Annotated in this window: 8 protein-coding genes; 2 read left to right on the top strand and 6 right to left on the bottom strand. The window is 61.2% G+C overall.

Annotated elements, in window-relative coordinates; all coding sequences use genetic code 11:
• Window positions 1–3 precede the first annotated feature (3 nt).
• Window positions 4–942 carry an ABC transporter ATP-binding protein gene (locus tag CSV91_RS08065; protein ID WP_055251488.1) on the bottom strand — a complete coding sequence of 313 codons (939 nt, stop codon included), beginning with the start codon at window positions 940–942 and terminating at the stop codon, window positions 4–6.
• A 201-nt stretch (window positions 943–1143) separates the two neighbouring features.
• Between CSV91_RS08065 and CSV91_RS08060 the strand changes: the two genes are divergently transcribed.
• Both CSV91_RS08060 and CSV91_RS08055 read left to right on the top strand, forming a co-directional pair.
• Entirely contained in the window at window positions 1144–2289 is a 1146-nt protein-coding gene (locus CSV91_RS08060; RefSeq protein ID WP_099432462.1) for a sensor histidine kinase, read from the top strand.
• Window positions 2286–2915 carry a response regulator gene (locus CSV91_RS08055; protein ID WP_099432461.1) on the top strand — a complete coding sequence of 210 codons (630 nt, stop codon included), beginning with the start codon at window positions 2286–2288 and terminating at the stop codon, window positions 2913–2915. The genes CSV91_RS08060 and CSV91_RS08055 overlap by 4 nt, the downstream gene beginning before the upstream one ends.
• Before the next feature lie 609 nt (window positions 2916–3524).
• Here the strand turns inward: CSV91_RS08055 and CSV91_RS08045 are convergent.
• The 5 genes from CSV91_RS08045 to CSV91_RS08025 form a co-directional block, all read right to left on the bottom strand.
• The gene (locus tag CSV91_RS08045; protein ID WP_099432459.1) at window positions 3525–10094 is read right to left on the bottom strand and encodes a Spy0128 family protein; all 6570 of its coding nucleotides are present in this window, start codon (window positions 10092–10094) and stop codon (window positions 3525–3527) included.
• Window positions 10095–10571: 477 nt separating this feature from the next.
• The gene (locus CSV91_RS08040) at window positions 10572–10913 is read right to left on the bottom strand and encodes a 4Fe-4S dicluster domain-containing protein (protein WP_099432458.1); all 342 of its coding nucleotides are present in this window, start codon (window positions 10911–10913) and stop codon (window positions 10572–10574) included.
• A 7-nt stretch (window positions 10914–10920) separates the two neighbouring features.
• On the bottom strand, window positions 10921–12009 hold the full coding sequence (locus tag CSV91_RS08035) for a hydrogenase large subunit (protein ID WP_099432457.1): 1089 nt from the start codon (window positions 12007–12009) through the stop codon (window positions 10921–10923).
• 5 nt (window positions 12010–12014) lie between these two features.
• Window positions 12015–12731, bottom strand: a complete 717-nt coding sequence (locus CSV91_RS08030) for an NADH-quinone oxidoreductase subunit C (protein ID WP_099432456.1) — start codon at window positions 12729–12731, stop codon at window positions 12015–12017.
• On the bottom strand, window positions 12731–13321 hold the full coding sequence (locus CSV91_RS08025; RefSeq protein WP_099432455.1) for an NADH-quinone oxidoreductase subunit B family protein: 591 nt from the start codon (window positions 13319–13321) through the stop codon (window positions 12731–12733). Before CSV91_RS08025 ends, CSV91_RS08030 begins: the two co-directional genes overlap by 1 nt.
• Window positions 13322–13330 lie beyond the last annotated feature (9 nt).

Genomic DNA, 13330 nt, shown 5'->3' with positions numbered 1-13330 from the left:
CCCCTAGTCGCGCAGCTCGCGGCCGGTGATCTCGAGGAACACGTCGTTGAGGGTCGGCGGTTCGGAATAGATGCGGCCGAGCGGCACGTCATGCGAGCGCAGCGCATCGAGAATGTCCGTCAGGTTGTGCGGGCTCGCTTCGCACGAAAACGTGAGCTGTCCCGCCGTTGCCGAAAGGTCCAGAACGTGCGGCAGGCTTGCGACGGCACCGAGCGCCGCACTCGGAACCTCGCCGACCTCGATTACAATCTTCTCGCCCATCTGAATCATGCGCTTGAGCTCGTCGTTAGTGCCCTGCGCCAGCACGCGCCCACCGTCCATGATCATGATGCGGCTGCAGATCTGCTCGACTTCCTCCATGTAATGGCTGGTATACACCACCGTGGCGCCCTCGTCGCGCAGGCGGCAGATGCCCTCCAGGATGGCGTTGCGGCTTTGCGGGTCGACCGCCACCGTGGGTTCGTCAAAAAAGATGAGCTCGGGCTTGTGCGCGATGCCGCAGGCAATGTTGAGACGACGCGCCAGGCCGCCCGAGAGCTTGCCGGGACGAAACTTGGTAAAGTCGCCCAGGCCGACAAAGTCGATCGCCTCGTCCACGAGCGCACGGCGGCGCTTGCGGTCGTTGACGTAAAGACTGCAGAAATAGTCGATGTTCTCGCGCACCGTGAGTTCGTCGAACACCGCAACTTGCTGCGGGACCACACCGATGCGGCGCTTGAGGTCGTAGCGGGCGGGCGTCATGCGCTCGCCGAACAGCTCGATGGTGCCCTTGTCGTAGGCGAGCAGCTGCAGGATGCAGTTGATGGACGTGGTCTTGCCCGAGCCGTTGGGGCCCAGCAGGCCAAAGATCTCGCCGGGAGCGATACTCAGGTTAAAGTGATCGAGCGCAATAAGGTCGTCGTAGCGCTTAACGAGGTTTTCGACGTGGACGATGTCTGTCATGAGGCGGCCCTTCTGTTGGTCGTGGCCCGGTACGATTGCATCATCGCAGGAGCGGGCGGCGCGCACCAGTGAGCTTTGTCACGAGTGCGGAGGGGTCTTGGTCGCCGGCCTGCCGGCCCCCCCGCTTTGCCGCGCGGGAGGAATGTCACAGTTGCGCCAGGCGGCCCCTCCACCACGCGCAGCTTCGCGTACAATACCCGTATGAACAGGCTTTTCGACAAATCGATCGTGCTGGCGTGCTGTATCGCAGCCGCTACAGGCCTTGCTGTGGACGCTCGCCTGGTCGCGGCGTTTTGCCTTGGCGTTATTACCACCTCGCTGGCCGAGCTCGCGCAGGGAGAGCGCGCCCGTCGCGCCAGCGAGGCCGCGAGTTACGCTTACATCATCGCGGCCGTTTTCGTGCCGCCGTTTGTGCCGTTTGCGCCTCTCGCCCTCTATGACATCGCGCGGCGGGTGCGCCGTGAGCACGCCTGGGTCGCGCTGGGCATTGGCGTCGCCTTTGTCTTTGCGCTCGTCGCGGACCTTCGCGGCGGCGCGCTCATCACCCGAACGCTGTTGCTAACCGCCATCCTTTCGGTCGCCGCCACGTTGCTGTCGCTGCGCACCGCGCAGCTGGAGCGCGAACAGGAACGCATGCGTCGCACCCGCGACAAGCTGCAAGAACGCGCCCTGGCACTCGAGGCACGCGACCGCGACCTCGCCGACCGCCAGGACTACGAAGTCGAGCTCGCGACGCTCGCCGAACGCGCCCGCATCGCACGCGAGATCCACGATAACGTGGGCCACCAGCTCACGCGCGCTTCGCTTCAAACCGAAGCCCTGCGCGTGGTCCACGCCGACGAGCCCGGCGTCGCCGCCGATTTCGCCGACGTCAAGCACACGGTTGACGAGGCGCTCCAGCTTGTGCGCACCAGCGTCCACGCGCTCAACGACAACGCCGTCGACCTTTCCGTGCAGCTCGAACGCATTGTTGAAGGCGCGCGTTCGGACGGCGGTCCGCAGATTGAGCTTGAAGTTATGGCTGAACATGCGCCCGCAAACGTCGCCAACTGCTTTGCGGCGGTCCTGCGCGAGGCGCTCTCCAACACCATGCGCCACGCTTGCGCCCAGACCGTCGCCGTACGGTGCATGGAGCATCCGTCGTTTTACCAGCTCATCGTCACCGATAATGGCACGGGCGGGGTCCAAGCAAGCGGCCGCGGCGCCGCGGAGGGCATGGGGCTCGGCTCCATGCGCGAGCGCGTCGAGGCGCTTGGCGGCACTTTCACCGCCGGCCCGCGCGCCGGCGCCGGCGGCTGGCGTGTGTTTGCCACCGTTCCCAAACAGCAAGGAGATGAGGCCCGATGAGGCTCATTGTTGTCGACGACGACCGCTTGGTGGTCGATTCGCTCAAGATTATCCTGGGCGCCCAGCCGCAGATTGAGGTGGTGGGCACCGGCGCCAATGGCGACGACGCGGTCGCGCTCTACGCCGAGCACGCACCCGATATCGCACTGCTCGACATCCAGATGCCGGGACGCGACGGTCTATCGGCGGCACGCGAGATCCTTGAGCGTGATCCTGCAGCACGCGTGGTGTTTCTGACGACGTTTTCGGATGACGAGTACATTGTGTCGGCACTCAAACTGGGCGCCCGCGGCTACCTGATCAAGACCGATGTCGCCGCTATTCCGCCGGCGTTGGCGCAGGTCATGGAAGGTAAACGTGTGCTCGAGGGCAAGGCGATCGAGGACATCGATTTTGATGGGGAGGACGTCGAGGCGGGCACGCCCCGCCGGCCCGCAGCCTTTGCCGGCCTGACCGACCGCGAGTTCGAAGTCGCCGAGCTCATCGCCCGCGGCCTCGACAACAAGGAGATCGCTGCCACCGCCTACATGGGCGAAGGCACGGTGCGCAACCACATCAGCTCGATTCTGGCAAAAATGGGCCTGCGCAACCGCACCCAAATCGCCATCGCCTACCTGCGAGGGTAGTTGCCCGACGACCAACCGCTCCGGCATAGCAAAATGGCTGCCACCGATTTAATGCCATTTCAAAACTATGCCGGTTTACTACGATGAATCGCCCACCTTCGACCACGGCAAATTGCGCGCTTGCAAAACCGCAGGTAGAACGTTTGTGATATTTAGAAAAATGCAATCATGGTCGGGAATGTCGAATTCATCGTAGTAAACCGGCATAGTTTTGTTCGGGCGGCCCTGCACGAGCGCCTCCGCAAGCCTCGCGGGACCAAAATGATCCGTTTTCTTCCGCCCGCGGAGATCGGCTGACGGCGCCCGCCACGAAATCGGCCCATCTACTACGTTTGACTCGATACCCCCGACCATACCCCCGTTTTCCAGAAAACCGCAGGCGTTCTACCTGCGGTTTTGTTTTCGCATTTTTTGGCATGGTTGGGGGTAAGGGACTAAACGTAGTAGATGAGCCGATTTCGTAGCGGCCCTTCCTCGCCTACGCACAAAAGCGCCGCCACGGAGAAGGGAGACGTCTCCGTGGCGGCTGGGGGTGGGGGGGGGTGGGGCTATGTTCTGGCTCCCCGCCGGCCGCCCGGGGCCTTTTGGCCCCGGGCGCTGCCAGCGTGCCTAGCGCTTACGGATACCCCAGACCAGGGCTCCGACGCCAGCCATGGCAATAACAAATGCCATGAGCAGTGCAGCGGCCTGCTGGTCACCCGTGGTGGGCAGGAAACCCTTGACCGTCTTGACGATGTTCGTCACGGTCTTGGGCGTGCCGGGGTCGGGCGTCGGCGTAGGGGTCTCGGGCTTCTTGTACGTGTTGTTGAACACGATACCCTCGACGCTCTTGTCGCCCTTGGTAAAGGCGACGTTCGCCTTGAGGTTGCCCTCGCCGTCGTCGACCACGTTGACGGTCGCGGTAAAGACGGACTTGTCGTAGGTCATACCGGCCTCGTCGCCCTTGACCTCGCTGATGGTGTAGACGTACGTACCAGGCTCGTCGTACTCGAACTTGTCGAAGTTGATCTTGCCGTCGGCATCGTTGGTGACGGTGGACTCGATGTCCTCGCCAACGAGCTTAAAGCTAAACTCGTCCTTCTTGAGCTCGCGTCCCTCGAGCACCTTGATGGCGCCGATGGAAACCTGCGTGGGCATGGCGTGATACTTGTTGGTAAAGCCAGCCGACTCGGTGGTTCCCTCGAGCTTGTGCGTCGCGGTCAACGTGCCGTCGCCATTGTCGGAGACGGTGGTCACGACGGTGTAGGTCGTGCCGTCATAGGTGACGCCCTTGTACAGGCCGAGCGCGTTGGGGCAAGCCTCGCGCAGCATGTACGTGTGCGTGCCGGGTGCCTCGTAATGGATCGGGCTCAGCGTAACGGTGCCGTTGGCGTCGTTGGTGCCACTGGCGACAGTCACGCCGTCCTCGAGCAGCTCAAACGTGAACTCGCCAGCTGCAAGGTCGCGGCCGGTCAGGCGCTTGACGGTCTTGACCTGATCGGTCACGGAAGAATCGGTGGGTGCCACACCGTACGTGTTGGTGAACGTGAAGGCAGCGCCGTCATCGCCGTTGCGCACGACGCGCAGATGTCCGGTGCTGTCATCGGTCACGGTGTAGGAAACCTTGCGCGTGGCGTTGGTGTCGTTGGTCACGCCAGGGGCGCTACCGGACTCGGTCACCGTATAGGTAAAGGTGTGCGAGCGCGGAGCAGCGGGGGCCTCGGGCTTGGACTCGTCGCTAGGCTCGTCGGCGTTGGCATCAACGTCGGCGTCGGCCTCTTCAGCCTCTGCTTCGTCGGCCTCGACCTCGTCGGCCTCGTCTGGCTCGGCCTTATCGGTCGCATCGTCCGTCACGCCCAGGGCGCGGTTGAGATCCTCGAGCGTAAAGTGGATCTTGCCAAAGTCCACGTTGCCGGCCGCGTCGTTGGTTGCGGTCGTGCGCTCAGGCATCGGGGCACCCGCCTCGTCGGCGGCCACGGTAAAGGTGAACTTACCCGTGATGTCTGCCGGGGTCAGGCCCTCGGCAGCCTGGAGCTTCTTGGTGCCGGCGAGCGCGGCGTCAACGGCATCGGCGCCGTAGACGTTCTCGAACAAGGGCTCGATGCCACCGTAGTCGACCGTTGCCGTCAGGGTACCGTCACCGTTATCGACGACGATAACCTTAAAGCCAAAGTACCACGTTGTAGCGGAAACACCGTTCGGCAGCCCGTGTATAGCTTCGTAGGCCGTGTAGTTAATGGTCCAAGCGAGCTTACCGTCCTTGTCGGTACGATGAGCAAGCCCGGCAGACTCAAGATCGGCAAGCATCTTGGTGTCGTAGTGCAGCGCATCAAAGCTCACGTGCCCGCCGATATTGGGCTTGAGATTTTCATAACCCACAAGCTCACCCTGATAGGCGATGCCGAACCAGAACTCGCCGTCGGCCATCGGGCGACCGGTCAGGGTCTTGGCGGCAACGACCTGAGCAACGGTGCCACCAGGTGCATCGGTCGTAGCGCTATAGCTGTTGACGAACGGGACCACGGCGCTCTCGACCGCAGCCGCGCCGGTCTTGTACTCGGTCACCAGCGTGCCCTCGGGACCGCCGGAGACGGTCGTCGTGGCGGTGAGCGTACCGGCGGTGTCGTCGGCGATAGCGATCGTCACCGTGCGCTCGGCATCGTCGTAGGTGTAACCGGGCTGGCCGTCATTCTTCTCGGCAACGGTGTACGTAAAGGTCTTGCCGGCATCAGCCTGCGTAAACTTGACCTCATGGCCCGCCAGAATGTCAATCCGACCGACCGTTGCCTCTGCCGTCGCAGGGGACTTGTACACGTTGGCGCCCTCGTGCAGGCCGAGCGCGGTGGCAGAAGCCACATCGGCGGGCGTCACGGTAAAGGTGAACTGACCCTCGGTCATGGGGCGTCCGCGGAGGGTCTTGCTGAGCTTGAGACCGCCGGCCGCGGCGTAATCGAGCTCAGTGCGGTACATGTTGGTAAAGCGCCCGTTTTCCTTCTTAGTGACGTTGGCGGTCAGGGTGCCATCGCTGTCCTCGGTCACGGTCACTTCGGCGGTTGCGACATGCGCGTCATACGTCATGCCGACCGTGCTGCCCGCGTTCTCGCGAATCTCGTACTTATAGGTTCCGGCAGCGGCGTAGTGGATCTTACCGAACTTGATGGCGGCGATGCCGTCCTTCGCGTCCCTCTTGCTCACGGTTACGGTTGCGGGATCGGGCAGCGGGGTGCCTTCGGGGGCGGTGATGGTAAAGCTGAACTCGTCCCCGTCCGTCCAGTCGCGGCCGTCAATGGCCTTGCTCAGGCCAAAGTCGAGCTCTGTGTCGAGCGGGGTCACGCTGTAGGTGTTCTCGAAGGTCGCAGCCTCGGCGTCGTCCTTCAGAGCATGTGTGGCGCTGAGCGTACCATCGCCGTTGTCCGTGATGGTGGTCTCGATAGTGTACTTGGTGTCACTGTAGGTGATGCCCTTGCTGATGGTTCCGCCGTTGACCTCGCGCAGTGTGTAGGTGTGTGTTCCGGCCTTGTCGTACTTCACGGCGCTCATCGTGATCTTGCCGTCGGCGGCGTTCTTGCCGCTGGCGACGACCTTGGCGTCCTTGCCCTCGCCCTCGACGAGCTCAAAGGAGAACTCGCCTTCCTTGAGGTCGCGCCCGGTCAGGACCTTGTTCGCCTTGATCTCGTCGGTGACGCTAAACTCGTCAGGATTCGGCTTGTAGCTGTTGTTGAACTTCGCCTCGCTGGCGCCCTGCAGCTCGTGCTTGACCGTGAGCTTACCATTGCCGTCATCGGTAACGGTAGTCACGATGGTGTAGGTCGTGCTGTCGTAGGTAATGCCGTTGCCTTCGGCGCCCTTGGCTTCGCGCAGGATATAGGTGTGCTCGCCGGGCTTATCGTAGGTGATTTTGTCCATGACGATCTTGCCGTCGGCATCGTTCTTGCCGGTGGCGACGACATCGTTACCCTCGACGAGCTCGAAGGAGAACTCGCCTTCCTTGAGATCGCGCCCGGTCAGGACCTTGGTCGCCGTGATCTGATCGGTGACACTGGAGTTATTCGGAGTAACGCTGTAGGCATTCTCGAAGATAGCCTTCTCGACGCCCTGCAGCTCATGCTTAACCGCAAGCTTGCCATTGCCGTCATCGGTGACGGTAGTCACGATGGTGTACTCAGCGGTGCTGTAGGTAATACCGTTGTCGGCGTCGCCCTTGACCTCGCGCAGCGTGTAGGTGTGGGTGCCGGCCTCGGTGTAGGCGATCTTGTCCATCGTGATCTTGCCGTCGGCCGCATTGGTGCCCCTGGCGACGACATCGTTACCCTCGACGAGCTCGAAACGGAACTCGCCGGCCTTGAGGTCGCGCCCGTCCAGGACCTTCTTCGCGGTAATCTGATCGGTGACGCTAGACTCATTCGGAGCAGTATTGTACTTGTTCTCAAAGCGTGCCGGCTTGGTGCCCTCGAGCGCATGGGTCACCTTAAGCGTGCCGTCGCCGTTGTCGATGACGCTCGTCTTGATGGTGTAGTTCGTCTTATCGTACGTAATCCCGTTGCTCAGCCCCGCCTCGTTGGGGAGCTTCTCGCGCAGCGTGTAGGTGTGGGTGCCGGGCTTGTCGTAAGTGATCTTGTCCATGGCAATCGTGCCGTCGGCAGCGTTAGTGCCCTTGGCGACGACCTTGTCACCCTCGACGAGCTCGAAGGAGAACTCGCCGTCCTTGAGCCCGCGCCCGGTCAGGACCTTGGTCGCGGTGATCTGGTCCTCGACAGGCTTCACGCTATAGGTGTTCTTGAACTCGGTCTCGCCCGAGATCTTTTCAACGTCGGCCTTAAGCTCGCCCCTGGCGTTAACCGTCACAGTCACCTTGAACGTGGCAACGTTCTTGCTGTAGGTAATGCCACCGGCGTCGCCCTTGACCTCGCGGACCTCATAGGTGTACTCGCCCGGCTCGGCATAAGTAATCTTGCCAAAGTTAATGGCTGCCTTGCCCTTGTCGAGATCGGCATTGGTCACAGTTACGGTCGCGGGGTCGGGCATCGGGGCATTGTTGTCGGACGTCGCGGAGAGCTCAAACTCAAACGCATCCGTATCCGCCCACTTGCGGCCCTCGAGCACCTTGGTCAGACCAAAGTCAGTCTTGGTATCCACCGTTGTCGGCTTGGTTGCAAGGCTAAAGATAATCTTGCCGTTGTTGCCCAGGTGCGAATGCACGTGCGTGGAAGTCGCAACGGAGGAAAGGTCATTCCACCTGGGGTTAAGCACGTCGCGCGCGGTCTCGGTCTTGTTGCCGTTCGCCTCCACATCGTCCTTGGTGGTATGCAGCTGGTCGATATAGGCCAAGCGCGCGGTTCCCTTATTAAAGGACCAATAGCCGTCATCTTTGACCAGAGCGCCGTCGTAGCTGGCGATCTCGTGCCCCTCAAACTCCACAACGGCATAGTCGTCCTTCGGCTTGCGGTTTGCGCCCATCGCCACAAACTCGTCCTTGTAGTAATAGACGTCGTTGCCCTGCGGCTTTACCGTCGCGCGCTGGGTGCATTCCTTGTCCGTGTAGATAGGCGTGATTTTTTGGAAGTAATAGTAGCTGTTGGTATCGGCGGGCTCAAACTCGGCGACAACATCGCCCAGCTCGGCGCCCGACCACTTGTTGGCCAGGAAGTAGACCGTCTGGTTGTCGGCACCCTTATGTTTCTCGATATACTTCTTGAGTCCGTCATCGGGCGTAAACAGGTTGTTACGCGCGGCGTCCTTGACGCTCGAGGTGTATTTAATCTGAATAGGCTTGATGTCATTGAGCGACGTGCGCTCAAAGATCCCGTTTTCCATGTCCACGTGATAGCGGATCAGCGGAATCAGCGATGCGGGAATCTTGACCGTCACGATATCGCCCTGCTGCGCATTGGCAGAGCGCTCGACGGTGATGACCAGGTCCCTGGCCACGCCCGAAAACTCGTACGTGTCCGTATTGCCCTTGGTTGTCTTGGTCGCCCCATCAAAGGTGACGCCATTAATCTGAGCGCTAACAAACGCATCGACCTGCATAAAGTCGCCCAGTTCATCACTGAAGGTGATGTAGCCGGACTTGCTCTCGTCGTAACCATCCTCGATCTGAGTGGGAGAGCCCTTGCCCGAGGTGATAGAGCTCGAGATATCATCAAACACCTTCTTGAGCTCATCGGCGTTCGACGCAGCCTTGTAGAAATCGGAATTCTCGGTGCGCTTACCAAGCTCATTGGTTGTATAGGACGTGGCGTTTGGATAGTTGCTCGACACGGCGTGCATGAACTTGTTTTCGTTGCTCGTCCAGTAGTTCGTAGGATCGGCAGCGGGATTCGCACCATTAAAGATGCCGATCGTATAAATGTCGGCACCTTTATTCTTGAGACTCTTGGCGCTTTTGACGGCGCTATCGGCAACACTTGCTTGGAATCCACTAGAACTCGTAGGTGAACCATCAGCGAAGAAGACAACGATCTTCTTGGCGTCGGCGCGACCAGACGAAAATACCCCATCAGCCAGCTGTAAGCCATAGTCGGCGCGCGTGGCGCCATTAGGACTGATGGAGTTGACCGTACTCTTAAGGCTCGTCGCGTCATCGCCCGTGCAGGGCGTCAGCTTCTTCATGGTCTGCGAGTAGTTGTACCTATACCCCGACTCCCAATACGTGTCGTTGCCGACCCAATCAGCCCTACTTCCCGCAAACTTTACGATGGCAACCTGATGCTGCTTGGAAGCATCGATCTTTGCATTCTGCTCGGCAATGGCGTCGATAAAGGAACTGGCAGCGTTCTTAAGTGCGGTGATGCGTTTGGTCTGATCGTTGCCGCCCATGCTCTCATCCATCGACCCGGAGGCATCAAGCACCATCACGATATCGAGCGGTTTAGTGACCAGCGACGTTGTGTCAGAAGTCGAAGACATCGTGGAGAGCGTTGTCACAAAGTCGGACTTTTCGTCCTCTGCGGGCTCGACCGTCTTGTCCGTCCAGATTCGGCCTACATAACGTGTCGTCTGGTCCTGCTCGCCGCCCGACGCCCAGTATTGCCAGCGGCCGGTAGTGTCGGGGTCGACTATCTTTTTGCTCGCCGTCGGTCCGTCCATTCCGGTGCTGGACCTGGCGTTGGCCTCGGGCAGCATGGCAAATGCTGCAGCCGGCAACACCAGCACTACGGCCAGTATCACCGCCAAGAGACCCCTCGTGTACTTACTCATCGCGTCTCCCTTCTCGCGGTCTCAGACCTTGCATCAGCCTAAAGTTACGGAATGAGACACAATTAGGGCAGGTGACACATGTTCCAGATTCGGTTTTGGATGTGAGACAAATGTCTCACCAAAGTTGAGACACAGCGTTTTCGCAGGAAAACGGATGCGACTCGAGATCGACGAGCCAAAATGATCCGTTTTCCTCCGTCCCGGGGGATCAGAGGCTGCTACTGATACGGTGCCATTTCAAAACTATGCCGGTTTACGGGGCTAAAGTCAGAACCCTTATCCATGCCCGCGTTTTTTGAAAAACGCAAGCCGTCTACCTGCGGTTTTGATTTCGCGATTTCCGGTATGGTCGGGGGTTCGCTCTCCAGCCCCGTAAACCGGCATAGTTTTGTTCGCGGCGGCTCCACCGCTCGTTTAAGCGCGGGGCCGGTAGGGCATTCTTGCCCCACCGGCCCCTATTCCAGCTCTATTCCAGCTCTATTCCAGCTTGGTTTCTACCGTGGGAGTCTTATCCGCCGCAACCGGGGTGCGGGCGGTGTCCATAGTCAGGCAGTGTTTGGGGCAGCTCTCGATGCACTCGCCGCATACCACGCAGGCATACGGGTCAATCGACCACGTTCCTCCCTTGCGATCGACCGCGAGCGCACCCGCCGGGCAGCGACGCGCGCACATGCCACAGCAAATGCACACGTTCATGTCGTTGACGATGTGCCCGCGCAAGCGCTCGGGCGCCGTCAGCTTCTCCTGCGGATAGCACACCGTGACCGGCTGCTTGACCATAGAGCCCAAGGCCGTCTTGGCAAATGTCAGCAAACTCATGCCTTGCCTACCTTTCCGTGCAGCTAATGCAGGGGTCGATGGTCAGGATAATCATGGGCACGCTGGCAAGGAGCACGCCCTGCAGCGCATGTGTCAGACCCGCCAGGTTCTGCGACGTCGGCGTGCGCACGCGGAAACGGTCCAAGTTCTTGGTGCCGTTGCCGCGCACATAGTAGTACGCCTCGCCACGCGGCTGCTCAATCACAACCTCGCCGCGTGCGCCGTCGGCCGGCGTGAGCTTGGTGCGCCCGCCGATACCGTCGTGCGGAATCATGCCCACAAGCTCCTTAATGATGTCCATGGCCTGCGTGACCTCGGCGCAGCGCACCTGGCAGCGAGCGTAGCAGTCGCCGTCGGTAGCGACAATCGGCTCAAACGCAGCCAGATCCGCATAGGCACCATCGCCAAACATGCGCACGTCGTAGTCCACGCCCGAGGCGCGACCGAACGGGCCGACCATCGAAAGCTCCAGCGCGTCCTTCTTGCTGATCACGCCCACGCCATGCAGGCGCTCGCCGCAGCTGTCATCGTCCAAAAACGTATGCACCAGGGCCTCGTAGTCGGGACGCATGGCATCGAGTGTCTGGACAATGCCCGCCAGCTCGGAGTCCTCGATATCGTGCTTAAGGCCGCCGATCTCGTTAATCGACAGAATCACGCGACCGCCGCACGTGCTCTCAAAGATCTTGAGAATCTGCTCGCGCAGGGTCCACGAACGATAGAACAACGCCTCAAAACCAAAGGCATCGGCAAGCAGACCCAACCACAGCAGATGCGAATGAATGCGCGAAAGCTCATGCAGAATGGTGCGGATATACTGCACGCGACCAGGCACCTCGATGCCGAGCATACGCTCGCAGGCGCTGGCGTAGCCGCAGCTATGGCCCACGGCGCAGATGCCGCAGATGCGCTCGGCGATGTAGCCAAACTGATGCATGTCGCGCTTTTCGGTGAGCTTCTCGAGTCCGCGGTGCACAAAGCCGATCTGCGGAATTGCCTCGATGACGCGGTCGTCTTCGATCACCAGGTCCAGATGAAGCGGCTCGGGCAGCACCGGGTGCTGCGGGCCAAACGGAATAACGGAGCGATGTGCCATGGACCTTACGCCTCCTTTTTCTGCTTGTCGCGGGCGGCCTTGGCGGCAAGCGCCGCGCGGACCTTGGCCGCTTTCTCGGGATCCATGGCGGCGAGCTTTGCCTCCATCTCGGCGGCCTTGAGCGCGGCCTTCGCAGCAGCCTCATCGTGCTGAGTATCGGAGCCGGCAGCCGCAGCGGGCTGAGCAGCGGCGCCCGCGGCATCGCCGGCGCCCGCAACGCCCTCCCCTGCAGCAGCCGCAGCCGCGGCGGCCTTCTCGGCAGCGGCCTTGCGCGCCTTGGCCTCGGCAGCCGCGCGGACCTTCATGGCTTTCTCGCGCGCGGCCTTCACCTCGGGCGTGATAACGCTCATGGGCTCGGCAGTCGAGACCTGGTAGAAAAAGCCCTTAAAGTCGATCTGCATGTCGGTGATGGCAAGCCCAAACAGATCGTGCGCTTCATTTTCAAACGGGAATACCGCGGGGTAATACGAGCTGATGGACGGAATCTCCTGGTACTGGTCGATGCCCTCGACTACCAGGCTCTCAATCGCATAGCTGCCGTCCTGCGCAATATGCTCCTGAGCAGCTCGAACGTTGATAAACGTATAGACCAAGCGATACGAGCCGTCGTCGACGCTGCGCTCGGCGTGCATTTGCACGAAGCGTGCACCGACGCCCTTAAGCGCCTGGACATGCGGCAGGAGCTCGTCGATCCCGACGGTGGTATAGATAGCCTTTTGCATTACTCGGCCTCCTTTGCAGCGACGGACGCGGAGGGCGTCCCAGCAGGGGCGTCGCCAGCGGCGGGCGCGTCGCCGGCCCCCGCGGCCACAAACCCGTCCTCGCCCAGCTCAACGCCACCGTCCCAGGTAGCGGCACCGCCCACGGTAAGTGGATCGCCGCCGGCGCGCATCACGGCCTCCTTCTGATCCAGGATGCCGCACGCCTCCACGATGGCATCGATCACGGTCTCGGGGCGAATGGCGCACCCGGGCGCGTACACGTCCACGGGAATCGCGCGGTCCACGCCGCCGATCACGTTGTAGGCATCGCGGAACACGCCGCCCGAGCACGCGCAGATACCGCACGCCACCACGCACTTGGGCTCAAGCATCTGGTTGTAGATCTGGCGCACGACGGGCAGGTTCTGAGCGTTGACCGAGCCCGTCACCAAAAAGATATCCGCATGCTTGGGGTTGCCGGTGTTGACCACGCCAAAGCGCTCCGCATCGAACAGCGGCGTGAGCGAGGCCAGCACCTCGATATCGCATCCGTTGCAACTCGAGCCGTCGTAATGAATAACCCACGGCGAGCGCGACATTTTATGATCCATGGATGCCGC

It is taken from the genome of Collinsella aerofaciens (assembly GCF_002736145.1).
Taxonomy (GTDB): domain Bacteria; phylum Actinomycetota; class Coriobacteriia; order Coriobacteriales; family Coriobacteriaceae; genus Collinsella; species Collinsella aerofaciens_A.
The sequence above is the reverse complement of the archived record's forward strand: the minus strand, read 5'-3'. Positions and strand labels throughout refer to the sequence as shown.